Source organism: Selenomonas sp. oral taxon 138 str. F0429 (assembly GCF_000318175.2).
GTDB classification, from domain to species: Bacteria; Bacillota; Negativicutes; order Selenomonadales; family Selenomonadaceae; genus Centipeda; species Centipeda timonae.
Genome location: NZ_KB290952.1, coordinates 77,199 through 101,406 on the forward strand (window position 1 = coordinate 77,199; position 24,208 = coordinate 101,406).

The following is a 24,208-nucleotide window of genomic DNA, read 5'->3' on the forward strand; positions in this document are numbered from 1 at the left end:
AATCTGACGGACTTCATTTTATCAGCGATTCCTTTAATTCAAACCTATTTACCCCCCTGCATCATTGCCCATGCTCCTCCATCCAGTCGGCAAGCGCATCCATCGCCATCTCTTTTGAGATGATGCCGTGCGCGTTCCAGATCATCGCATCCACCACATCCATACGCCCCGTGCGCACTGCCGGCACGCTCTGCCAGAGCGGATCGCGCTGCATCGTCTCGAACCGCTTGCGTGCGATGGCACTGTTCTGCCGGCTGCTCGGTCCAAACCCCGCATTGATGAGCAGATAGTCCGTGTCGAGTTTGGGCAGCAGTTCAAGCGAGATCGCGTTGTTCGCATCGTTCCCGTCGATGTCCACCACCATCTGCGGCGGACGTAGGTTCAGCAGCTCGTACATGAATCGGTTGATGTCGTTCGTCGCGTAGGGATAGAGGCGCACCTCCTTATTCATGATGCGCAGGAGGGCAACCGTCGCATCCCCTATTTTTCCCTTGATCCGCATGCGGTCGCGCTTTGCCGTATCATAGAACTGCTGCAGACGCGCCTCCCCATCCGCAGGACGCCGGAGAACCATTGAGAGCGCGAGGAGCGACCGCTCGTAGTCGCGGAGGTCAAAGGCAGCGACGGGTGCGATCTTCGCGAGATCCTGATAAACGCCCTTGCCGAAGCTGTCGCGCATGACGATGAGGTCGGGCTTTGCCGCCTGCACCTGCTCCAGGTTGATCGTCTTGTTCTCGTCGTTGATGCTGATGCGCATGATGCCGCGTGCCGCAAGCCGATCATGCAGGTAGTACTGCGGAAAATCGTACGCTGCAACCATCGGTGCATCGAGTGCGAGCATGGGATCCTCCATGCGAATACAGACAATACGCACGGGCGCATCGGGCAATTCCGTCTCGCCGAACTTATGCTTCAGAATGCGCTTTCCATCTTCCTCGCGATAGAGCTTCTCCGCCGCCTTGCGCTTGTCCGCAAGACGCGCGGCAAACTCCGCATCGATTGCCTCGGGCGTATCGGCACGCAATACGGCAGGGTCGAATCGCCGTGCCTTTGCCACTGCCTCCTGTGCTTTTTCGGACTTCGGCGCACGAATGTCCGTTTGTTGTCCGCAGCCGACAGCACCGACAAGCACAGACAGAGCAAGCAGGACGGCGATCCCCTTCCCGCCCCTCATGCCGAGTGCTCCGATTCGTTCACGCAGTACGGAATACACATGGGCTTTCCTGTGCGTGGATCGCTCATCAGCTCCGCATCGATGTGGAACACGCGGTGCAGCATCTCCTTATGAAAGACCTCCTCGGGCGTGCCGCAGTAGAGCAGCTGTCCGCGGCACATTCCTACAAGACAGTGCGAGAATCGCGCTGCCTGATTCAGCTCGTGGAGCACCATGATGATCGTCTTGCCGTACGCCTCGTTGAGATGCTGTACGAGACGCAGTACCTCCATTTGATGTGCCACATCAAGAAAGCTCGTGGGCTCATCGAGAAAGAGGATTTCGGTATCCTGCGCAATCGCCATCGCAATCCACGCACGCTGGCGCTGTCCGCCGGACATCGCACCGATCGGACGGTGCTGGAACTCCATCATGTTCGTCTCCGTGAGTGCCCAGTCGATCATCTCGCGATCCTTCGCCGTCGTGCGCGAGAAAAACGAGGTCTTGTATGGTGCGCGTCCGTACGATACGAGTTCGCGCACGGTCAGCCCCTCGGGTGCCGTCGGGTTCTGCGGCAGAATGGCAATCGACTTCGCAAGCGCGCGCGGGTCTGCCTCGTGCACATCCGCGCCATCGAGGAGCACGCGCCCGCCGAGGCGCGGCTGGATGCGACATATGGTCTTGAGCAGGGTGGACTTGCCGCAGCCGTTCGCACCGATGAGGGCCGTGATCTTCCCCTCGGGGATCGCAAGGCTCAGGTCGTCGATGATGACGACACTATCGTAGCCTGCCTTCAGATGTTCTATCGTTAATTTCATAGCTGTTTCACCTCCGAGGATCACGCCTTTGCACGCGCGAGTACAAACAGGAAATACGGCGCACCGATGAGCGCGATGACGATGCCGAGCAGCATCTCATCGGGTGCGATGATAACGCGCCCCACCCAGTCCGCCGACACAACGAGCAGCGCACCAATGAGCACAGTCAGAGGGATGCTGCGAGCATGCTGCACACCGACGAGGCGCCGCGCGATGTGCGGACAGAGCAGCCCCACGAATCCGATGCTCCCACCAATGGCAACGCAGGATGCCGCAAGTGCGACCGCCGCCATCAGATAGAGGAAGCGCGCGCGGTTCAGCGGCACGCCGAGCCCGATTGCCGTCTCATCCGAGAGCGCGAGCACGTCCAGATCCGTCTGCCGCAGATAGAAGAACGCGGCGAGGAGAAGGATGATCGGAAGCAGCAGAGCGACGTGCTCCCACGTTCCGCCGAAGATGCTGCCGATAATCCACGTATTGACCTGACTGAACTTCTCTTGACTGAGCCGCACAATCAGCATCATCTCGATTGCATGGATGCCCGCGGTGAGCGAGATGCCCATCAGGACGAGCGTATAGGTCGAGAGGTTCTTCCCCTTCTCGTAGCTCATGCGGTAGATGAAGACCGCCGCCAGAGCCGCTCCGGTTGTCGCGACGAGCGGCTGCAGCCAGAGCGATGTGTTTGCCGTATCCGAGAAGTAGATGAGCAGCAGAACGCCAAAGCCCGCCCCCGCATTTACGCCGAGAAGGCCGGGACTCGCAAGCTCATTGCGTGAGATCGTTTGAAAGATAAGACCCGCCAGAGCCAGTCCCGCACCGATGAGCAGGGCAAGCACGGAGCGCACCATGCGGAAGTCAAACACGGTCATGTTTTCCTCTGCCGTTCCGCCGCCAAGCAGGATGCGCGCAAGATCCACATAGGAAAGATCTGCAAAGCCCGTCCCGAGATGCAGGACGAACATGACGGCAATCAATACGATAAATACCGCGCTGTATAGGTAGAAACGCTTTTGCAGAACATTCATCGCACACCTCTCTTTCGGCGGATCAGCCAGAGGAAGAACGGCACGCCGACGAGCGCCGTCACTGCGCCAAGCGGTGTTTCATACGGCGGATGAATCGTGCGCGAGACGATGTCCGCGACGACCACGAGGAGTGCTCCGAGAATCGCCGAGAGCGGGATGACCTTGCGGTAGTCGATGCCGACGATCCTGCGTGCGATATGCGGTGTCACAAGACCGACAAAGCCGACAGGACCCGCGACCGCAACCGCCGAGCCGCCAAGGATCAGCACCGTGATCCCCGCGAGGATGCGGATGCGCTGAATCTTGCTCCCAAGCCCAATGGCGACCTCCTCGCCGAACGCGAGCAGCGTCACAGAGCGCGCAATCCCCATCGCCATGAGAAGCCCCAGAATCGTCCACGGCAGGATAAAGAGCGACTGTTCCATGCGTACGCCGCTGATGCCGCCCGCCGTCCAGTAGGACATATCCTGCGCCACCTCGAAATAGACGGTCATCGCCTGTGTCACAGCACCGAACACCGCTCCGATCGCCGTACCCGCGAGCGCGAGGAACACCGCGCCGCGTCCCGCACCCTTCGTCTGCGCGAGCAGAAAGATGGCAAGCGTCGCAATCGCCGCACCTGCGAATGAAAAGACAAGCGACAGTCCGAGACTGCCCTGCGGGAATAAAATCATTGCAACGGCAAGCCCGAACCCCGCTCCGGCGTTGATGCCCAGAATTGAAGGGCTTGCCATCGGGTTGTTCGTCACCCCCTGCATGATCGCCCCCGCAACGGCAAAGCTCGCCCCGCAGGTGAGCGCTGCCAGAAGGCGCGGAAAGCGCAGCGTCTGCACAATCATCTCCTGCACGTTCGCCGCATTGTAGGACGTGAACGACTGCATAATCGTCGCGATGCTGATGTCCTGCGCCCCGACCCAGAGGGAGAGCAGACACGCCCCCGCGAGCGTGATGCAGAGGACAAGAGAGAGTGCTGCCTGCGGCAGGACAGAGCGCGGCTCCGCCGCAGCAGCAGTATTTCCTTCCATAGTACCCCCCTTACGAAAAAACGGCTCACGCCGCCAAAGCGCGAGCCGGTAGAAACAAACAATATCTTAGAAATCTGCGGTTACGGAGAGCATAAAGGTGCGCTCCTTACCAAGGAATACGCCGTTATTGATGAGCGCACGCCAGTAGTTGCGGTTCGTCACATTGTAGACATCCATACGCACCGTCATTGAAGTGCTGCCCGCATTAAATTTATAGCGTGCCCCGAGATCCCATGTTGTCCACGGCTTGACACTGAAATCATTTGCCTCGTTGATATAGGCACTGCTATTGTAGGTCAAACGCGTGGTAAAGGTCAGCCCCGGCACGGACTTCAGATCATGCTCCAGACCGAGCACTCCACTCCAGCGCGAGGTGGCAGGGACACGATTGCCGTCATAAGCTCCGCCCTCGGATTTCGTATACTTCGCATCGAGGAGCATCAGACCGCCAAGGAGGCGCGTCCCTTTCACGGGTTCGCCGAAGAAGTTCCACTCAAGTCCGCGGTGACGCACTTCACCACTCGGAGAGTAGATTTTCGTCGCCGCATCTTCGATCAGAGTTGGCGATTCGATATTAAAGAACGAAAGAGTCGTTGCCCAACGCCCGAAATCATACTTCACGCCAAATTCATACTGCTTCGTCTTGAACGGAGCAAATGCCGTCCCATAGTTCGCTGCATCCGTATCCGTAACGACAGCATCGCCCGCATCAAGTCCCTGCATATAGTTCGCGTAAACCGACATATTCGTCTTCGGTTTGTAGACAAGTGCAAAGGCGGGAGTAAAGACGGATTCGTCATAACTCTGCTTCACACGTCCTGTCGCAATGTTGTAGTTGTCGATCTTTACCTGCTGCTGACGACCGCCTACGACGAACTGCCAGCGCTCATCCTGCGTGGAGATGATGTCCGCCACAGAGAAGCCCGTCAGTGTGTTCTCATCACTCTTCGGCTGTGACCAGCTGTATGGATTATTCGGTATTTGCAGATTGATATTCCAGAAGTTTGTCGTTCCGGTACCAAGCTTGCGGTTGTGCATATAGCGCGTATAGTGGATGCGGTTTGCCGCAAATGTCAGCTCATGCTTGAGTGATCCCGTCTGTACTTTGCCGCGCACGCCAAACTCGACAGAGTCCGCCTTATTCAGCTGATTTTTATAGTTATATGTTACACCCGTTCTTCCGTCTGCTCGGTTCACTAGAAAGTTGTTGTCAATCGACTCCATCTTCGTCGTACGCATACCGAACTTCAAAAAGCCCATCCAGTTCTTTGAAAAGTCATATTCACCCGAAACCATACCGTAATGCTCATGGAGCGTGCGATAGCCACCGTACGCACCGAACTTGGTATCATGCGAAACGCGCGGCATGGAGCCCCATGCCGTGCGCAGTGCCGCTCCTGCTGGTTTATTATTGCCAACCGTCACCTGATACTGTTGATCCTCAACCTTGTTGTAGACTAGACCGTAGTCAAAGCCGATACGATAGCGATCTCCCTGATAGTCCGCGCCGATGGCAAGCGAATTCGTGCGGTTGTGCTCATCAAAGGACGAATCGCCGTTGCGGTTGAGTACAGTGACGCGCACCCCCGCCTTGCCATCCGTCGTACGACGCCCGATGTCAATCTGCTGCGTGAAGATACCGCCGTCACCATAGGACAATGCGAGGCGATTCAACGGCTCTTTGCCCGCACGCTTCGTCGTATAGTTCACCACACCGCCGAGCGATCCGTTCGGCGCAATGCCCGAAAGCAGGACAGCGGGTCCCTTGAGCACATCAACGCGCTCAAGCGACTCCGTACCGCCGTAAAACCGCGGTGCAATGCCGTAGAGGCCATTGAGCTGGACATCCTGATGCTGTGCCTTGAAACCGCGCACATTCCACGCACTCGACACGCCCGAGAGAGTCTGATTGCTGACCGACGGATCATTTGCAAGAAGGTCAGCAAGCAAAGATACCTGTGTATTCTTGATCTGCTCCTCGGTATAACCAACGATGTTGAACGGCACATCGAGAGCCTTCTTCTCTCCGAGTGCACCGAGCGTCACCGTATTGGACACCTGACCGCCCGCATAGACGTTCGGCGTTTCCTCCGCAGGTTCTTCCACCGTCTCCACGGGCTGCGAGACGGGACGCTGCCCTACGACCTCGACGGTGTCGAGATCGTAGGAGTCCATCGCCGCATCCTCCGCCGCAAATGCCGTCATCGGCAGTGCTGTGACAGCCGCAGCTGTGAGAGCGATCCCGATACGGCTCTTCAACTTCTTCGATTCGTACTTCACTTAAAAACCTCCATGTAGTTCCACATCCAAAATCCTTTGTGTTCTCTTATGAGAACGAGAACGAACGGTTTACGCGGCACGCGACCGGCTCATCGTAGATGTTGCGTGCCGGTTCAAAGCTGTAGGTATACGCCGCCGTAATCGCCGCCTGATCGAGCTCTGCGTGCCCCGAGGAGCTTGTAACATCAACGCTCTGTACACCGCCGTTTGCCCCGACCACGATGGCAAGCCCGACCGTCCCCGTGATACCCTTGCGCTCGAGCTCCTTCGGATAGGCGGGCGCAGCGCCCGAGAGGAGCTTCGGCGGGACGCTCGGTCGCTGCGCTGCCGTTGCGTCACGTCCCGTTCCCTCACCGGAGCCGGCACCGGTATTCTCCGAGGGTGCAGCACCCTGTTTCTCACTCTTTCCCTCAGAGGTACTCGGTGCAGTGCTCGAATTCGTCGCTGCAGTCTTCGGCGTATCCTTCGGCTGCTCCTGCTGCTCTTGCGGCTGCTCCTTCTTCGGCGGCTCAAGCGGGATATCGTCGATGCTCGGCATCGGCGCAGCTGCCTCTGCCGCAGGCTCGGGTGCACTCTCCGGCGCAGACGCATCGTAGATCTCAACGTCAATCGGGCGCTTCTCCGGCTCCGTCGCCATCGAGAAAAGCCCCATTGCTGCTGCCACCGCGATGATACAGAAATGAATCCCGAACGACGCCCCCCACGACAGGTACTTTTCCCTCATTGTTACATCCAATTTTTCACCCCCATAAGCATAGGCTCCCCATAATGATAACACATATCATTTTATAACTTGCACATAATACCATAAAGACGGCGTTTTTACCAGAGGGAAAAAGAAAAATGGTGGGCTGCTGCACGAGATTCAAAATTGAAACCGTGCAGCAACTCCACCATTGCTTTTTGTTTCAGCGTATAATTGTCAGTTCAGTACGATCTTGCTGTAGTCTGCCGTCTCAAGCAGGTAGTTGTCAATCGCCTTAAGGAGACGCAGACGGTTCAACTTGATGCGCTCATCCTTGTCCATGACCATGACCGCATCGAAGAACGCATCGATTGCCTTTGCAAGCGACTGCTCGGCCGCCATCGTATCCGTACCATCGTCGCGCGCTGCGACTGCGTTCTCATATGCCGAGAGAAGCGCTCCCTCCTCGTCTGCTGCAAAGAGTGCCGCATCGACCACGCCCGTCTCTGTCATGCGCGCGATATTGCCGACGCGGACAAAGGACTGCACGAGCGCGTCCGCACCGTCCGATGCAAGCAGACGCTCCACATAGGCTGCGCGCACGGGCACGTCCGCGACAAAGTCCACGTCTGCAAGCACCGCCTCCTGCACATCGTAGCGTACGCCGCGCTCTGTGAGCACATTCTTGAGGCGGAGACGGATAAAGTCTGCGACATAGACCTGCATTTTCTGACACAGAGATGCATCGAGATCGTAGAGATCAGATGCCTCATCGACGAGATCGGAGAGCAAGAGGCTGCTCTCGTGCTCAATGAGCATGAGCACAAGCCCAAGCGCCTGACGGCGCAGGGCAAAGGGATCCTGCGAGCCCGTCGGAATCTTGCCGCGGCTGAACGTACCGACAATGTTGTCGATCTTGTCGGCTACACTGAGCGCAAAGCCGAGTGCCGACTGCGGGAGTTCGTCGCCCGCAAAGCGCGGCATATACTGCTCGTCGATGGCACGCGCAACCTCCGGCTTCTCGCCGTCAAGTAGTGCGTACTCACGCCCCATAATGCCCTGCAGCTCCGTGAACTCCGTCACCATGCCCGTCACGAGATCTGCCTTCGACAGCTCTGCCGCACGGCGTGCGTCTTCCGCCATCGTCTCGTATGCCGCATCATCCGGTGCAAGATCCTCGACAATCGCCGTGACCAACCCCATCAGACGCTCCGTCTTTTCGTACATCGAGCCGAGCCCCTGCTGGAACACCACGGTTTTGAGCTTCTCACGGTGCTCTGCAAGCGGCTTCTTGCGATCCTCGTCAAAGAAGAACTGTGCATCCGCAAGGCGTGCCCGCAGGACGCGCTCGGTTCCGTGCGCGACGACATCCAGATGCTCTCTGCCACCATTCCGCACCGTGATGAATACAGGCAGGAGGCTGCCGTCCGCCGCCTTGACAGGGAAATAGCGCTGATGGTCACGCATGGGCGTGATGACGGTCTCTGCAGGCAGTGCGAGGTATTTCTCCTCGAACGCGCCGCTGAGCGCTGTCGGGTACTCGACGAGGTAGAGTACCTCCTCGAGGAGATCGGGTGTGATCTCTGCCGTACCGCCGCACGCCTTTGCCGTCTCCGCAATCTGCTCACAGATCATCGCGCGGCGACGCTCGGGATCAACGATGATGTACGCCTTCTCACATGCCGCCTCATAGTCGGCGGGCGAAGCGATCACAAAGTCCGCAGGTGCAAGCGTGCGGTGTCCGCGCGACTTGTTCCCGCTCGTCACATTTGCGAGTGTAAAGGGCACGACCTCTGTCCCGTAGAGCGCGACAATCCAACGAATCGGGCGGATAAAGCGGAAGTCCAGATCGCCCCAACGCATACTGTTCGGCAGAGGGATCGCACGGATGAGCTCAGGCAGAAGTTCCGCGAGCAGCTGCGCCGTCTCCGCCCCCTTTTCGTACACAGAGGCATAGACATAGCCATCCCGCTGAATGAGTGCCGACGGCTCGATCCCCTGCCCGCGCGCAAAGCCCGCGCCCGCCTTCGTCGGATTCCCCTCCGCATCAAAGGCAATGGCGACCGAGGGGCCGCGCGTCTCCGTACTGACATCCTCCTGACGCTCTGCAAGCCCCGTCACGAGGAGCGCGCTGCGACGCGGCGTGCCGATCGTCCGCAGGCTCTCATAGGCAAGACGATGCTCTGCGAGAAGGTCGCCCGCGAGCCGTTTCAGATCGGTGAGAAGGTTGGGCATGACATGTGCCGGGACTTCCTCCGTCCCGATCTCGAGCAGCAGATCCTTACTCATACCGTCCCCTCCTTCTTCAGCATCGGATAGCCGAGCGCCTCACGCTGGGCGAGATACGCCTCCGCACAGAGCCGCGCGAGCTTGCGGACGCGCCCGATGAACGCCGTCCGCTGCGAGACGCTGATCGCTCCGCGCGCATCGAGCAGATTGAACGTATGCGAGCATTTCAGCACATAGTCGTGCGCGGGATGCACGTGCCCCGCACCGATGACGCGCACCGCCTCCGCCTCGTATTTGTCAAAGAGATCAAAGAGCAGCGCCTCATCCGAGAGGTCAAACGCATAGGTGGACTGCTCAAACTCATTCTGATGGAAGACATCGCCATAGGTCACATCGTCCGTCCACGCAATGTCATAGACGTTCTCCACGCCCTGAATATACATGGCAAGACGCTCGAGGCCATAGGTGATCTCAACGGAGACGGGCTTCACGTCGTGACTGCCGACCTGCTGGAAGTACGTGAACTGCGTGATCTCCATGCCGTCGAGCCAGACCTCCCAGCCGAGTCCCCACGCACCGAGCGTCGGCGACTCCCAGTTGTCCTCGACGAAGCGGATATCGTGCTCCTCCGCGCGGATGCCGAGGCGCGCAAGGCTCTCGAGATAGAGCTCCTGAATGTTGTCCGGCGAGGGCTTCATGATGACCTGAAACTGATGGTGCTGATAGAGACGGTTCGGATTGTCGCCATAGCGACCGTCTGCAGGTCTGCGCGACGGCTCCACATAGGCGACGTTCCACGGCTCGGGACCGAGGACGCGCAGGAACGTCCACGGGCTCATCGTACCCGCGCCCTTCTCCACGTCGTAAGGCTGTGCGAGGATGCAGCCCTGTCCCGACCAGAACTCCTGCAATGCGAGGATGACCTCCTGGAATTTCATGCAAACAACTCCTCCAATAAAAAACCGCGTTCCTACTATAGAATACGCGGTTTTTAGAAAATAGCAAGCACCTACTTAAAATTATCCTGCAAACTCTGCATAATGCGCAACTGGCGCGAGTTCACATCCTTGTTCCACTTACCGTCATAGTTTGCCGCATCATCACTGGGCATAAGCGCACACAGAATGATGAGAATGATGAAGAAAACAAGCGCTGTCCCGATGATCTTACGCTGATAGGAGGCGCGCTTTTTCCGCACGCGTTCAAGCCCCCGTTCCATCTCCCTTTTTTTACGTTCCCGTATCGATTCTGCCGGACTCGGGTTCGTATTTCCATAGGAACTCTTTGGCATAATAGCGTCTCCTCCTCTCCTTGTTCTGTGTTAAAACAAACTCTGTTCCTCATATACCGGCTCTTTCATCTTCCGGTAGCAATAGAGTGTCGCAAGCGTATCGGCAAGCGCACCATGCGCCTCTGTTGTCCCCCAGTCATAGCGGTAGTAGTCCGCACACTCCGTCAGCTTCCACCAGCGGTAGCCGCCGCGCCGTGCATCCGGCACCTTGCGGAACTCCGAAAACGCAAGCATGACATCGTGTCGGTTCGGATTTGTAATGCGAATCCCTGACTGCGCCAAAAGTCGGATGTCGAACTCGATGTTGTATCCGACAAGCAGCGTCTCAGGATCGTTGAACATCTGCTCAAGCACTGCCTGCTGCGAAAGGATTGGCGTGCAGTCCGCCACCATTGCGGGTGAGATCCGATTGATCTTCTCTGCGTCCGGCCATGCACTCTTGCGTGCGGGCGCATACATCCCGTCCACCACAGTCATCCCATTGCCGTTTACCACAGCAAGCGTCAATACTTCATCGGCACTGCGAAAACCTGTCGTCTCGGTGTCAAAGACCAGAATTTTTTCTAGCATGAAGGTCCTTCCTTTTCTAGTCGTTTTCTCCCAGTTTTTGTGCGGCTTTCGTCATAAATATTATACCGTATGCAAAATCATCTGTCAAGAAAGCCCCCATATTCCGCCCGCTTTGCGCGGAAAAATACGCTGAAATTCCTGTTGCAAAAGATTTGGAATTAGGCTAGAATACTTCTATAAATATAATTCTTATTTATAAGAAGAAACTATAAGTTGTATAAATGATTTATCACCGAAAGGAGCCATTCATGAACGCCATCAAAATCCGGGATGACATCTACTGGGTCGGAGCGATCGACTGGTCGATGCGCAGCTTTCACGGCTACGACACGCAGCGCGGCTCGACCTACAACGCCTATCTCATCATTGACGATAAGATCACGCTGATCGACACCGTCAAGCATGGCTTCGAGGAAGAGATGCTCTCACGCATTTCCTCCGTCATCGATCCCTCGCAGATCGACTACATCATCTCGAACCACGTCGAGCCGGATCACTCGTACGGCGTGCCGCTCGTCTCACGCCTCGCACCGAATGCGAAGGTCGTCACGAGTGCACCGAACGGACTGAAGGGGCTGCGCGCCTACTACGGGGAGATGCCCTATGAGACCGTGAAGGCGGGCGACACGCTCTCGATCGGCAAGCGTGCACTCGCATTCGTCCCGACACCGATGCTCCACTGGCCGGACAGCATGGTGACGTACTGCCCCGAGGAAAAGATCCTCTTCTCGAATGATGCGTTCGGTCAGCATCTCGCCTCTGGCAAACGCTATGACGATGACAACGATCTCTCGATTGTCATCGAAGAGGCAAAGAAATACTACGCAAACATTCTCTTCCTGTATGCGAAGCAGGCACAGACGGCCCTCAAGGCAGTCCACGGTCTCGATATCGAGATGATTGCGACGGGTCACGGCGTCATATGGCGTTCCCACATCCCCGAGATCATCGACCTCTATAACAAGTGGTCGCTTGGCGAGACCGAGGATCGCGCCGTCATCGTCTATGACACGATGTGGCACTCCACCGAAATGATGGCGCATACCATTGCTGAGGCATTCATTGACAAGGGCTTCTCTGTCGGCTACTACGACATCCAAAAGAACACACACGCCGACATCATGACGGATGTGCTCACGAGCAAGTATCTCGCCGTCGGTTCTCCGACGCTCAACAATGAGATGCTGCCCACCATTGCCGGCTTCCTCTGCTACATGAAGGGTCTTGCTCCAAAGGGACGCAAAGCGTTTGCATTTGGCTCGTACGGCTGGGGCGGGCAGAGCATCCAGCAGATCGAGGATGAACTCAAGGCGGGCGGCTGCGAGATCGTCATGGACAAGGTGCGTATGCTCTACGTTCCCTCTGCCGAACAGCTGGCAGGACTGCGCGACCAGATTTTGGCACTCTAAACAGCATAGAAAACCCGAAGGATTCAAAAGTCCTTCGGGTTTTTCATGTAAAAAGCTCTTATTCCTCTATAAAGTACTTCATCGATGTTTTCTTCCACTCTTTCTTGGTGTAGAGCATACGGCGGTCGTCGATGCCCGTGGCGTCGGCAAGCTCTGCGGCGATCGCCTCACATTCCTCACGGCTGTAGCCGTGGATCATCGTGTAGAGGTTATACTGCCAGTCTGCTTCGCGGTTGCGGTCATAGCAATGCGAGACACGCGGATGCTCCGCCATGCGCCGCGCAACCTCATCCACGCGTTCATCGGGCACATTCCAGACGCAGAGGCAGTTCGCGGTAAAGCCCACCTCGCGATGGCGCAGGACAGCCCCTATCTTGCGGATCTTCTTCTCCTCGCGCATGGCGGCAATGCGGGCAAGAAGCTGTTCCTCGGTAATGCCGATCTCTGCAGCGAGCACCTTGTACGGCTCTGCAACAAGCGGGAACTCCCCTTGCAGGAGACGGACGATCTTGCGATCGAGTTCGCTGAGCTCTATTTCTTCTATCATAGATTGACCTTCCCTATCCGCTCAGTTCAGCTTGAACTGTACGTTGATCTTATAGCGTTTATTCGACTTGAGACTCATCAGACGCTCCACACCCGGCAGGGCGGTGACATCGGCGAGTATCTTCTCCTCCGCATGACGCGACGGTGTCAGGAGGGTAAACCAGAGGTTGTATTTCCCCTCACGCTCATAGTTGTGCGTCGCCCCCACATAGCGATTGATCGCTGCCGCGACATCGGCGATGTGCTCCTCCGCAACGCGCAGGGCAATCAGCGTGCCGTGATAGCCAAGCTGCTCGGAGTTGAAAAACGTGCCAATGCGGCGCAGATACCCCTCGCGTTTCAGATCATCCAGACGGCTGAGCACATGCTCCTCCGTCGTCTCAAGCATTTCACCCAAACGCGCAAACGGCCGCGAACACACGGGCAGGTTTCCCTGCACGAGGTTCAGCAGCCGTTTGTCAAAATCCGTAAGCGCAGTCATCACAAACAACCCCCATAATACACAGCGCGGAACACTTCTGCACCCGCAGATTTCCGCCTTGCTCAGGGGCTTGGCACGCACGCAGCAAGCGTCCGTGCTTGGGGCACAAAATATGAACCGAATTCATTTCTTTCTGTGCCTATTCTACCAGATATTCCGCCATCACGTCAAGTAAATCTGAACGCCCTTCATTTTTTGGCGAGGCATAGGGGAGAATGGTCAGCTCGGGCACGCCGAGTTTTTTTTGAATCGCTGCAATCTGTGCATTGCGTGCATTCTTCCCAATCTTGTCCGCCTTTGTTGCAATGACGAGCACGGGGATGTCATGCTCCACAAGCCACGAAAACATACGGCAGTCGGACTCCATCGGCGTGTGCCGGATGTCGAGCAGGAGGCAGACAAAGCGCAGCTCCTCGGCATGAAGGAAATACTCCTCGATGAACTTCGCCCATGTCTTGCGGCTCTCGCGCCCAACCTTTGCATAGCCATAGCCCGGTAGATCGACGAGGTGAACGGGGTGCCGCTCCTCTCCCCCATCGATCCGCAAAAGCAGCTCATAGAAGTTGATGGTCTGCGTCTTACCCGGCTTCGAGGAAACGCGCGCGAGCTGACGGATGCGTGTCAGCGAGTTGATGAGGGAGGATTTCCCGACGTTAGAGCGTCCAATAAAAGCAACGGCGGGACGGCGCTCCTCAGGGTACTGATCGCACCGCACGGCGGAGGCGAGGTAGGTCGCCTTCGTAATCACAACATGTTCGGTCAAAACACACCTCCACGTTAATTATAGAGGGCGACCCGCAGCACCTCGTCCATATGCGCCACGGGAACGAACTCGAGGGAGGAGCGTACGGCATCGGGGATGTCCTCGATGTCGCACTCGTTCTCCTGCGGCAGGACGATGGTCTTGACTCCCTCGCGATACGCAGCGAGGGTCTTTTCCTTCAGTCCGCCGATGGGCAGGACGTTCCCGCGCAGTGTGATCTCCCCCGTCATGGCGACATCAGAGCGCACCTTGCGCCCCGTGAGTGCCGAGATCATCGCCGTCGCCATCGTGATGCCGGCGGACGGACCGTCCTTCGGGATCGCGCCCTCGGGCAGGTGGATGTGGATGTCGTCCTTCTCATAGAAGTCCTCGGCGAGATGGAGCGCATCCGCACGGCTGCGCACATAGGAGAGTGCTGCCTGCGCCGATTCCTGCATGACATCGCCGAGCTGTCCCGTGAGGATGAGCTTGCCCTTGCCGCGCAGGATGTTGACCTCCGTGCGCAGGACATCGCCGCCGACCTCCGTCCATGCAAGTCCCGTCACAACGCCGACCAGCGGCTTCTTCTCCTGCTTTGCGGCATGGTACTTCGGACGCTCGAGGAAGTCCGTGAGATTCGCCTTCGTCACGGCGATCGGCGGCTTCTCATCGGCGACAATCCTGCGCGCCGCCTTGCGGCAGATCTGCCCGATGACGCGCTCGAGCTCACGCACGCCCGCCTCCCGTGTATAGGAGCGGATGATCTCCGCCCAGATACCCGCGCTGATGCGGATATCCTTCGCCTTGAGTCCGTTCTGTGTACGCTGACGCGGCAGGAGGTGACGCCGCGCAATCTCGATCTTTTCGAGTTCAGTATAGCTCGAGAGATTGAGAATCTCCATGCGGTCGCGCAGGGGCGCGGGAATCTTGGAGGGATTGTTCGCCGTCACAATCCAGAAGACGCGCGAGAGGTCAAACGGCAGCTCGACAAAGTGGTCGCTGAATGTGCAGTTTTGTGCGGGATCGAGCACCTCGAGGAGCGCCGCCGAGGGATCACCGTGGAAGTCCATCGCAATCTTGTCAACCTCATCCAGAAGAAAGACGGGGTTGCGCGTACCCGCGCGGCGAATGCCATCAAGGATGCGCCCCGGCATTGCACCGACGTAGGTGCGCCTGTGTCCGCGAATCTCCGCCTCGTCGCGAATGCCGCCGAGCGAGATGCGGATGAATTTGCGCCCCATCGCGCGCGCAATCGACGCACCAAGCGAGGTCTTGCCGACGCCGGGCGCACCGACGAGGCAGAGGATCGGTGCATTCTGCTCGGGCGCAAGCCGCCGAACGGCGAGGTAGTCGAGGATGCGCTCCTTGATCTTTTCGAGTCCGTAGTGATCGTGCTCCAAGATCTCCGCAGCCTCCGTCATGTCGACGTGCTCCTCGGTCATCTCCGACCACGGCAACTCTACAAGCACATCCAGATAGTTGCGGATAACGCCCACCTCGGCGCTCATCGACGGGCTCATGTCGAGGCGGTGAATCTCGCGCTCGATTGCCTCACGCACAGCATCGGGAAACTCCTTCGACGCAAGTGCCTCGCGATAGCGATCCACCTCAGCCGCTTTGTCCTCATCGTCGCCAAGCTCCTTGCGGATCGCCTTGATCTGCTCACGCAGGTAGAAGTCGCGCTGCACCTTGTCCATCTGCTTGCGCACGCGGCGGTTGATCTCGCTCTCGATGCCCATGATGTCAAGCTCGTGCATGAGTGCCTGATAGAGGCGTTCAAGGCGCGCACGTACGTCAATCGCGGCAAGGATTTCCTGCCGCACATCGTGCTTTAGGCTCAGATGACTTGCAATGATGTCCGCAAGCCGCCCCATATCCTCCATGATGGAAATCGAGACGAGTGCCTCGGGCGGAATCTTGTGCGAGAGCTTCACCCACTCCTCGAACTTGCTCGTGACACCGTGGACGAGAGCCTCCATATCCTTCGTCTGCTCCCCATCCTCCGGCTCGTCGATCACGCGCACGTCTGCCTCTGCATAGGTCTCGCCCTCGCGGATGGCAAGAATCTCGGCGCGCTTCTGCCCATCGACGAGGATGCGCAGGATGCCCTCGGGCATGCGCAGGAACTGTCGGATCTCGGCAACAGCCCCGACCTCATAGAGGTCAGATGCGGTCGGATCATCGCACTCCGGATCGCGCTGCGAGACGACAAGGATGCGGCTGTCGCCCGCAATCGCCGATTCAATCGCTGCGACCGAGCGATCGCGCCCGACATCGAGGTTGACCATCATATGCGGATAGAGGACAAGACCGCGCAGCGGGAGCAGCGGAAGTGTTTCTTTCTCGGACATCGTATTTCCTTCCATCTATATAATGAAAAAAGGAGCGCCGCAGTGCAGGCTCCTTTCGTGTAAAGTCGTGTTAATTGGCGGCTGCCATCTTCGCCGTCCCGGCACCGTCGATCGTCAGGATGGGATCACTGTGGTTGGCAATGACCTCCTTCGTGACCTGACATGCCGTCACGCCCTGGATCGAAGGCACCTCGTACATGACATTGCGCATGATGCCCTCAATGATTGAGCGCAGCCCGCGCGCGCCCGTCTTGTGCGTGAGCGCTTCCTTTGCAATGAGATGCAGCGCATCGTCCTCGAATGTGAGACGCACGCCGTCGAGCTCCAAGAGCTTCTGGAACTGCTTGACGAGCGCATTCTTTGGCTCAGTCAGGATGCGTACAAGCGCGTCTTCGTCGAGCGAGTTCAGCGTCACAACAACGGGCAGACGACCAATGAACTCGGGGATCAGACCGTTCTTCATCAGATCCTCGGGAATGACCTTGCTGAGGGATTCGCCGACGGAGATGCGCTTCTTCGAGCGCACCTCCGCGCCAAAGCCCATCTGCTTCTTGCCGAGACGCGATTCAATGATCTCCTCGATCCCGTCGAATGCGCCCCCGCAGATGAAGAGAATATTCGTCGTATCAATCTGCAGCAGCTCCTGCTGCGGATGCTTGCGCCCGCCCTGCGGCGGCACGGATGCCGTCGTTCCCTCAAGGATCTTGAGCAGCGCCTGCTGGACGCCTTCGCCCGAGACATCACGCGTGATGGAGGGGTTCTCCGACTTGCGCGCAATCTTGTCGATCTCGTCGATGTAGATGATGCCGCGCTGCGCCTTTTCGATGTCGTAGTCTGCCGCCTGAATCAGTTTCAGCAGGATGTTCTCGACATCTTCGCCGACGTAGCCCGCCTCTGTGAGCGAGGTTGCGTCCGCAATTGCGAACGGGACGTTCAGGATGCGCGCGAGTGTCTGGGCGAGCAGGGTCTTGCCGCTGCCCGTGGGGCCGAGCATGAGGATGTTGGACTTGCGCAGTTCGACATCCTCGCTTTTCCCCTGCCCGACATTGATGCGTTTGTAGTGGTTGTAGACCGCAACGGACAGGGACTTCTTCGCCTCGTCCTGCCCGATGACGTATTGATCGAGAATGTGGCGGATTTCCTTCGGTTTCGGAACATCCTTGAGTCCGACCTCAGCGTCTTCGCTGAACTCTTCTGCAATGATCTCATTGCAGAGCTCGATACATTCATCGCAGATATAGACACCGGGACCTGCTACGAGCTTGCGCACCTGCTCCTGCGTCTTGCCACAGAACGAGCATTTGAGCTGCCCCTTGTCTTCCTCTCCAAATTTCATCGCGTCACACCCCCTCAGCCTTTATTCTCTGCGGGTGCCGCCTTCGGACGTGTAACTACCTCGTCAATCAGGCCGTATGCCTTGGCTTCCTCCGCCGACATGAAGTTGTCACGCTCCGTATCGACATTAATCTTCTCCGGATCCTGCCCCGTGTGCCGTGCAAGGATGTTGTTGCCAACCTCACGCAGGCGCAGAATCTCCTTTGCCTGAATCTGAATATCGGTCGACTGTCCCTGCGCTCCGCCGAGCGGCTGATGGATCATGATGCGCGCGTGCGGCAGCGCGTAGCGTTTCCCCGCAGCGCCCGCCGTCAGCAGGATGGAGCCCATGCTCGCCGCCTGTCCAATGCAGATTGTAGAGACATCGGGCTTGATGTACTGCATCGTGTCGTAGATAGCAAGACCTGCCGTCACAACGCCGCCCGGGCTGTTGATGTAGAGGTGGATGTCCTTGTCGGGATCCTCGGACTCGAGGAAGAGCAGCTGCGCCACAACGACGTTTGCCACACTGTCGTCAATCGGTCCACCAAGAAAGATGATGCGTTCCTTGAGTAGCCGGGAGTAAATATCATAGGCTCGCTCTCCGCGGCTCGAGTTCTCCACCACCATTGGTACATAATAACTCATACGTTCCTCCCCACGGGGGATCCCTTATGCCGTGATATTGTCCACGATGAACTGCGCCGTCTTCTTGCGCAGCACGGTCGCAGCAAGGTCACTGACACGCCCCTGCTCCTTGATGATCTTCTGAACCTGCTTGGGCGTTGCACCGTAGGACAGCGCCATCGCATAGACCTCCTGATCGAGATCCCTTCCCTCGACCTGGATCCCCTCAGCCTTTGCGACCTCCTCCAACATGAGGTCCGTGCGGACGTTCTTCTCCGCCGTCTCGCGATACTCGTCGCGGATGCGCGCCATATCGAGGCCCGCGTACTGGAGATACTGCTCGAGGCTCATTCCCTGCTGCTCGAGACGCATCGCCATCTCCTGAATCATCGCTGTGATGCGGTTCTCGACCATGACGGGTGGGATCTCCATCGTGCAGTTGTCCGTCGCCATGTCGATTGCCTTTGTGCGGCGCTCTGTCTCTGCCTGACGCTCTGCGCCCGCCTGGAGGTTCTTGCGGATGTCCTCACGCAGTTCTGCAAGCGTCTCAAACTTGCTCGCCTTCTTCGCGAACTCATCGTTCAGCTCCGGCAGCTCACGCGACTTGATGCTGCGGATTGTGCACTTGAACATCGCAGGCTTGCCCTTGAGGTTCTCTGCGTGATACTCCTCGGGGAATGTGACGTTCACCTCACGCTCCTCGCCAATCTTCGCGCCGATGAGCTGATCCTCAAAGCCCGGGATGAAGCTGCCCGAGCCGATTTGCAACGGGTAGTCCTCGCCCTTGCCGCCCTCGAACGCCTCGCCGTCGACGAAGCCCTCGAAGTCGAGCGTCACAAAGTCATCCTTCTTGACCTCGGCGTCTGCCGGTGCATCCACGAGTGTGCCCTGATGCTGGCGCATGCCCTCGATCTGACGGTCGATGTCCTCGTCGGACACGGTGACTTCCGGCTTCTCCACCGTCAGCCCCTTGTAGTCACCGAGCGTGACCTCGGGACGCTGCGTGAACTTCGCCGTAAAGACGACATTCTTGCCCTCCTCGAGGGTCACGATGTCGATCTCGGGACGCGTCACAGGCTCCATGTCCTGCTCCGTCAGTGCATCCTCAAACGCCTGCTGTGCAACGCCCTCGAATGCCTCCTGCAGGATTGCATCCTTGCCGACAAAATTCTCGACGATCTTGCGCGGTGCCTTGCCCTTGCGGAATCCGGGGATGTTAATGCGCCCCGAGATGCGCTTTGCCGCGCCGTCCGTCGCCTTCTCCAGCTTCGCTTGCTCAACTTCAATCGTCAGAGTGACCTCGCGGTTCTCACCATGCTCTGCCGTAACCTTCATTGTATGAAACAACCTCCTGCTTTTTTCCTATGGAAACGCCGCATTTCTCGGTGCTTCCCGATATGCGGACACGCAAAGAGCGCAACGTCCGCGATTCTATCTGTATGGTATCACAAAAACGCCAAAATGACAAGATAACTTATTTCAATAGCTCCGTCATGCGCGGGAGAGGCTCAGAGAGATCCATATGCCCCGAGAGCGTCTCCACGGGCGCCCCGTCGATGAGGATCTGAACCTTCTGCACCTCGGGGAAATCCGTGAGCGTGTTCACAATCGAGCCGATGAGCATCTCTTCTCCTGTCGAGCCACCGCTGAAGTTCGCCTGCATCTCCTTGGAGAAGTCCACCGCAGCAACGCCGTCCTTCACCGTGACGCTGCGCAGCTTTGCCTTCTTCGGGATGACGTTGGTCTGCCCCTTCTCCTTTGTGCCCGTGAGGAGTGACTTCAGCGCCGCTGTGTACTTGTCATCCTTCTCCGTGTTCACCGTACGGCTGACAGCAACCAGACCCGTCCCGTCACTGCGCGCATAGTAGACGTTCACCTTGACTTCCTTTGGCACCGCTGCCGCAGGTGTCTCCTTATCTTTCGTCTGCTCCGTCTGCGCAGGGCTGTCGTTCTGCGCCTTCTGCTCATCCGCGCATCCCGCCCCGAGGGCGATCAAGGCTGCACAGGCAAGCGAAGCGAGTGTGTATGTCATCGTTTTGCATCGCATCAACATCACTTTTCTTCTCCTCTCTCATTAAAATATCGTGCAATGGCATGAAAGAGCGCCTGCGCCATCTTCTCCTGATAGTTCCCATCCGCGAGCTGTTCCTCCTCATCCGGGTTGGAGAGAAAGCCGAGCTCTACGAGAGATGCTGGAATCTCGGTATGCCGCAGCACGTAGAATTTCGCGTATTTAACGCCGCGGTTGTAGAGTCCGCCCGCCGCCGCAAGCTCCTCGTTGAGCAGCCCCGCGAGACGTTCATCTGCATCCGTCTTCGGATAGTAGTAGGTCTCCATGCCGTGTGCATCGGGATTTGTAAACGAGTTGCAATGCACGGAGAGAAAGAGTTCTGCGGACGGATGCGCGAGACTCACATCTACGCGTGCCTGCAGTTCCCGTGATGCCGAGCTGCCTGCATGGGCAACGTCCACATCCTCCGTGCGCGTCATGATGACCTCGGCTCCTGCACCGCGCAGAAGCTGCTCCGTGCGCAGTGAAACGGCAAGTGTCACATCCTTTTCACGCAGCCCCGAGTAACCGATCGCCCCCGAGTCACTGCCTCCGTGTCCCGGGTCGAGGACGAGGGTATGCCCGTGCAGATCAATTTGCTCCTGCACAATCCCGCCATCGGAAAAGATGTCGATGACGAGATATTCCTTCGTCTTTCCGTGCGCGTCGCCCGGCAGGGTATAGATGCGGTAGGCATCCTCATGGAGGAGGGATACGCCCGCCTTGATGCGAAGGGCGGCATGGCGCTTGCCCTCCGGCGTGACCGAAATCTGCTCCGCAATCGCGCCTGTAGGCGCGTATTCCTGCGGGAATTTCTTATCGAGCTTCACATCCTCAAGCTCGAGGACGAGTTCGTGATCATTATGAGGGCTCGACGAGAGTGCATAGGAGAGATCTGTGCGGTTCACGCCGATCTGAACGCGCATAGCTGCGCGCCCGTCGATCTCCATCTCCTGCGTCTCCATGCTCATGAGACGGTGCATCTTGCCCTTTGCCTCGCCCGTCCCCGTGAAAATGCTGCAAAAACAGACAAAAAGCGCTGCCACTATGAGCAGCGTCCTTACAGGTACATTCCACCGTATCAATGCCAATAACACCTCCAATTCACTCTTTCATCAGTTCCAGCGCCTCAGCCTCAGCCGCCTCCGTGGCGGCCGCATCGCGCTCCATCGCAATCGTCAGATAATCTCCCTCGGAGATGTCCGCAGGAAGAAAATTTTTGGGGAAATTCACTTTTTCCATCGGATCGCCGAGCAGCAGCACGGCGTACTTCCCCTCAAAGCGATCAAGATAGGCGGAAATCATTGTTTCTCCCCCTTTTCCACGGAAATATCATAGGTCTTTCCGTCGCTGCGCACCGTGATCGTCCCATTCTCAGCTGTCACATAGATGGGAATGTCCAGCGCGTGATATTTTTTCATCGTCTCCTTGTGCGGATGCCCGTAGTCGTTGTTCACGCCGCAGGAGATGAGCGCGGCCTCGGGCTTGACGGCGCGCAGAAAGTCCGCCGAGGAGGAGGTCTTGCTGCCGTGATGCCCCGATTTCAGGATCGTGCTCTGCACGGGGCTGCCTGCGGAAAGGATCGCCTGCTCCTCCTTCTTCTCCGCATCGCCCGTCAGCATCATGGAAAAATTGGCGTAGACGAGCCGTCCGACCACGGACTCATTGTTCGGATCGTGCTTGTAGCCCTTGACACTCCCTTCCTTCACGAGCTCCGCTGAGGGTCCTAGCACCTCGAATACGGCACCGCCCCCGAGATCGACGCGGTCACCCGCGACCAGCCCCTTGCGCTCAATATTCTTTTCCTTGAGCTTTTTGACATAGCCGAGGAAGAGCTTCGATGTCGAAGGCATACCGTTGTCATAGACCATGCCGACGGGGTACTCATCAAGCAGGACATCCATGCCGCCGATATGGTCGGCGTGCGGATGCGTCAGGATGATCGTGTCGATCTTCTTCACATCCGCCTTTTTCAGCTCGGCGCGCAGCTTGTCGCGCTCGTCCACATCGCTCGTATCCACGAGGACAGTCTTTTCAGATGTCTGTATGAGGATGGAGTCCCCCTGACCGATGTTCAGCACCTTGACCGTGATCATGCCATCGGAGGCGTGATGCGCAGCCGTGTCGGAGTCGAACGATACCGTGCAGCCGCCAAGAAGCGGCGCACAGAAGAATACGAGTACGGCAAGGGCGGATGTCGCCCACTGTCTGATATTCACGGCAGCTTCTTCCTCCCGAAATTACGAGCGCAGCGCAAGATTGATGAGGAACGCGATGGAGACCAGATACATGATCCAGCTGACCTTCTTATACTGCCCTGCGAAGAGCTTCATGATTGTGTAGCTGATGAAACCGAATGCAAAGCCGTTTGCAATACTCGAGGTGAGTGGCATCATGATGATTGTGAGGAATGCCGGCAGGGCATTCGTAAAGTCGCTGAAATCGATCTTGCCAACCTCGGACATGAGCAGCGCACCGACAAGGATGAGCGCGGGTGCCGTTGCAAAGGCGGGCACGAGTCCGATCAGTGGCGTGAAAAGCAGCGCCGCGAGGAAGAGCACGCCCGCAGCGAGCGCCGTGAGTCCCGTGCGTCCGCCGGCGGCAATACCCGCCGCACTCTCGATGTAGGACGTGACCGTCGAGGTACCAAAGACCGCAGATACCATCGTGCCGACCGCATCCGTCGTCAGCGCCTTGTCGATGTTCTCGATATGACCGTCAGATTTGACCATCTTCGCCTTCGTCGTGAGTCCGATGAGTGTCCCCATATTATCGAAGAGTTCCACAACCGTAAATGTGAAGATAATGGAGACAAGACCGTAGTTCCACGCGCCCGCAAGATCGAGCTGACCGAAGGTCTCCCCCATGTGCGGGAGCGAGGTGCTGATGATATCGCCGATCCCCTGTGGCGCGGGCGTCATGCCGAGCACCATCGCGAGGATCGTGGTGACGAAAATGCCGATCAGGATCGAGCCGTGTACGTCCCGCGCCATCAACGCCGCCGTAAAGAGCAGCCCGAAGAGTGAGAGCAAGGTCGTCGGGGATGTCACATGACCGAGCGAAACGTAGGTCGCCGAGTTCTCGACGATGAGCCCCGTGCCCTTAAGTCCGATGAATGCAATAAATAGTCCGATGCCCACGCTGATTGCAAGTTTCAGATCACGCGGTACGGCGTTGATGATCGCCTGTCGGATACCGCCGACCGTCAGGATGAGGAAGAGCACGCCCGAAAAGAAGACCGCGCCGAGCGCGACCGTCCAGTGCAGCCCGAGAACGCCACAGACATAATAGGCAAAGAACGCGTTGAGTCCCATGCCGGGGGCGAGCGCGACGGGATAGTTCGCGAATACGCCCATCGCTATCGAGGCGAGCGCCGCAATCCAGATCGTCGAAGCGATCGCCGCATCCTTTGGAATCCCCGCATCCGCAAGGATGTTAGGATTGACGAAGAGGATGTACGCCATCGCAATAAAGGTCGTCATGCCCGCGAGCAGCTCCGTGCGTACGGTCGAGCCCTTTTCACGTATCTTAAAGTACCGCTCGATAAAGCACGGCGGCGTCCCTTGCATCTCCATTTGAACATCTCCTTAAAACAAAAAAAGCCCGATAAAG

Annotated in this window: 23 protein-coding genes; 1 reads left to right on the forward strand and 22 read right to left on the reverse strand. The window is 57.8% G+C overall.

What is annotated here, in order from left to right:
* Nucleotides 1-61 precede the first annotated feature (61 nt).
* From HMPREF9163_RS10335 to HMPREF9163_RS10380, 10 genes are all read right to left on the reverse strand, one after another.
* Nucleotides 62-1,174 carry an ABC transporter substrate-binding protein gene (locus tag HMPREF9163_RS10335; protein ID WP_009441736.1) on the reverse strand — a complete coding sequence of 371 codons (1,113 nt, stop codon included), beginning with the start codon at nucleotides 1,172-1,174 and terminating at the stop codon, nucleotides 62-64.
* Nucleotides 1,171-1,971, reverse strand: coding sequence for an ABC transporter ATP-binding protein (locus HMPREF9163_RS10340; protein WP_037347029.1), 801 nt, complete (start codon nucleotides 1,969-1,971; stop codon nucleotides 1,171-1,173). The genes HMPREF9163_RS10335 and HMPREF9163_RS10340 overlap by 4 nt, the downstream gene beginning before the upstream one ends.
* A gap of 20 nt (nucleotides 1,972-1,991) precedes the next feature.
* On the reverse strand, nucleotides 1,992-2,996 hold the full coding sequence (locus HMPREF9163_RS10345; RefSeq protein ID WP_009441738.1) for an iron ABC transporter permease: 1,005 nt from the start codon (nucleotides 2,994-2,996) through the stop codon (nucleotides 1,992-1,994).
* Nucleotides 2,993-4,021, reverse strand: a complete 1,029-nt coding sequence (locus HMPREF9163_RS10350; protein ID WP_009441739.1) for an iron ABC transporter permease — start codon at nucleotides 4,019-4,021, stop codon at nucleotides 2,993-2,995. Before HMPREF9163_RS10350 ends, HMPREF9163_RS10345 begins: the two co-directional genes overlap by 4 nt.
* A 66-nt stretch (nucleotides 4,022-4,087) precedes the next feature.
* Nucleotides 4,088-6,301, reverse strand: coding sequence for a TonB-dependent siderophore receptor (locus HMPREF9163_RS10355; RefSeq protein WP_009441740.1), 2,214 nt, complete (start codon nucleotides 6,299-6,301; stop codon nucleotides 4,088-4,090).
* 46 nt (nucleotides 6,302-6,347) lie between these two features.
* Complete coding sequence (locus tag HMPREF9163_RS10360) at nucleotides 6,348-7,037, reverse strand: energy transducer TonB (RefSeq protein ID WP_037347030.1); 690 nt, start codon at nucleotides 7,035-7,037, stop codon at nucleotides 6,348-6,350.
* Nucleotides 7,038-7,223: 186 nt separating this feature from the next.
* Nucleotides 7,224-9,275 carry a glycine--tRNA ligase subunit beta gene (glyS, locus tag HMPREF9163_RS10365; protein ID WP_009441742.1) on the reverse strand — a complete coding sequence of 684 codons (2,052 nt, stop codon included), beginning with the start codon at nucleotides 9,273-9,275 and terminating at the stop codon, nucleotides 7,224-7,226.
* Entirely contained in the window at nucleotides 9,272-10,153 is an 882-nt protein-coding gene (gene glyQ, locus HMPREF9163_RS10370) for a glycine--tRNA ligase subunit alpha (RefSeq protein ID WP_009441743.1), read from the reverse strand. The genes glyS and glyQ overlap by 4 nt, the downstream gene beginning before the upstream one ends.
* Nucleotides 10,154-10,224: 71 nt before the next feature.
* Nucleotides 10,225-10,506, reverse strand: a complete 282-nt coding sequence (locus tag HMPREF9163_RS10375) for a hypothetical protein (protein ID WP_037347033.1) — start codon at nucleotides 10,504-10,506, stop codon at nucleotides 10,225-10,227.
* Nucleotides 10,507-10,536: 30 nt separating this feature from the next.
* Nucleotides 10,537-11,076, reverse strand: coding sequence for a 3'-5' exonuclease (locus HMPREF9163_RS10380; protein WP_009441745.1), 540 nt, complete (start codon nucleotides 11,074-11,076; stop codon nucleotides 10,537-10,539).
* 248 nt (nucleotides 11,077-11,324) lie between these two features.
* On the opposite strand from HMPREF9163_RS10380, the gene HMPREF9163_RS10385 reads away from it, so the two are divergent.
* Nucleotides 11,325-12,485, forward strand: coding sequence for an FprA family A-type flavoprotein (locus HMPREF9163_RS10385; protein WP_037347036.1), 1,161 nt, complete (start codon nucleotides 11,325-11,327; stop codon nucleotides 12,483-12,485).
* Between the two features lie 58 nt (nucleotides 12,486-12,543).
* Here HMPREF9163_RS10385 and HMPREF9163_RS10390 read toward each other — a convergent pair whose 3' ends face one another.
* From HMPREF9163_RS10390 to HMPREF9163_RS10445, 12 genes are all read right to left on the reverse strand, one after another.
* Nucleotides 12,544-13,032, reverse strand: a complete 489-nt coding sequence (locus HMPREF9163_RS10390; protein WP_009441747.1) for an AsnC family transcriptional regulator — start codon at nucleotides 13,030-13,032, stop codon at nucleotides 12,544-12,546.
* Nucleotides 13,033-13,053: 21 nt separating this feature from the next.
* The gene (locus HMPREF9163_RS10395; protein ID WP_009441748.1) at nucleotides 13,054-13,512 is read right to left on the reverse strand and encodes an AsnC family transcriptional regulator; all 459 of its coding nucleotides are present in this window, start codon (nucleotides 13,510-13,512) and stop codon (nucleotides 13,054-13,056) included.
* 139 nt (nucleotides 13,513-13,651) lie between these two features.
* Nucleotides 13,652-14,275: a ribosome biogenesis GTP-binding protein YihA/YsxC gene (gene yihA, locus HMPREF9163_RS10400; RefSeq protein ID WP_037347039.1), complete on the reverse strand. Its 624-nt coding sequence runs from the start codon at nucleotides 14,273-14,275 to the stop codon at nucleotides 13,652-13,654.
* A 14-nt stretch (nucleotides 14,276-14,289) separates the two neighbouring features.
* Complete coding sequence (gene lon, locus HMPREF9163_RS10405; protein WP_037347041.1) at nucleotides 14,290-16,605, reverse strand: endopeptidase La; 2,316 nt, start codon at nucleotides 16,603-16,605, stop codon at nucleotides 14,290-14,292.
* 70 nt (nucleotides 16,606-16,675) lie between these two features.
* Nucleotides 16,676-17,941, reverse strand: coding sequence for an ATP-dependent Clp protease ATP-binding subunit ClpX (gene clpX, locus HMPREF9163_RS10410; RefSeq protein WP_009441751.1), 1,266 nt, complete (start codon nucleotides 17,939-17,941; stop codon nucleotides 16,676-16,678).
* Nucleotides 17,942-17,955: 14 nt separating this feature from the next.
* Nucleotides 17,956-18,567, reverse strand: a complete 612-nt coding sequence (clpP, locus tag HMPREF9163_RS10415) for an ATP-dependent Clp endopeptidase proteolytic subunit ClpP (RefSeq protein WP_037347045.1) — start codon at nucleotides 18,565-18,567, stop codon at nucleotides 17,956-17,958.
* A 24-nt stretch (nucleotides 18,568-18,591) separates the two neighbouring features.
* Nucleotides 18,592-19,881 (reverse strand): trigger factor, encoded by a 1,290-nt coding sequence (gene tig, locus HMPREF9163_RS10420; protein WP_009441753.1) that lies wholly within the window; start codon nucleotides 19,879-19,881, stop codon nucleotides 18,592-18,594.
* 139 nt (nucleotides 19,882-20,020) lie between these two features.
* Complete coding sequence (locus HMPREF9163_RS10425) at nucleotides 20,021-20,599, reverse strand: GerMN domain-containing protein (RefSeq protein WP_009441755.1); 579 nt, start codon at nucleotides 20,597-20,599, stop codon at nucleotides 20,021-20,023.
* Entirely contained in the window at nucleotides 20,599-21,687 is a 1,089-nt protein-coding gene (locus tag HMPREF9163_RS10430) for an N-acetylmuramoyl-L-alanine amidase (protein ID WP_037347047.1), read from the reverse strand. Before HMPREF9163_RS10430 ends, HMPREF9163_RS10425 begins: the two co-directional genes overlap by 1 nt.
* Before the next feature lie 13 nt (nucleotides 21,688-21,700).
* Nucleotides 21,701-21,901, reverse strand: a complete 201-nt coding sequence (locus HMPREF9163_RS10435) for a DUF3006 domain-containing protein (protein ID WP_009441757.1) — start codon at nucleotides 21,899-21,901, stop codon at nucleotides 21,701-21,703.
* On the reverse strand, nucleotides 21,898-22,815 hold the full coding sequence (locus tag HMPREF9163_RS10440) for a ComEC/Rec2 family competence protein (RefSeq protein ID WP_009441759.1): 918 nt from the start codon (nucleotides 22,813-22,815) through the stop codon (nucleotides 21,898-21,900). Before HMPREF9163_RS10440 ends, HMPREF9163_RS10435 begins: the two co-directional genes overlap by 4 nt.
* A 21-nt stretch (nucleotides 22,816-22,836) precedes the next feature.
* The gene (locus HMPREF9163_RS10445; protein ID WP_009441760.1) at nucleotides 22,837-24,171 is read right to left on the reverse strand and encodes an NCS2 family permease; all 1,335 of its coding nucleotides are present in this window, start codon (nucleotides 24,169-24,171) and stop codon (nucleotides 22,837-22,839) included.
* Nucleotides 24,172-24,208 lie beyond the last annotated feature (37 nt).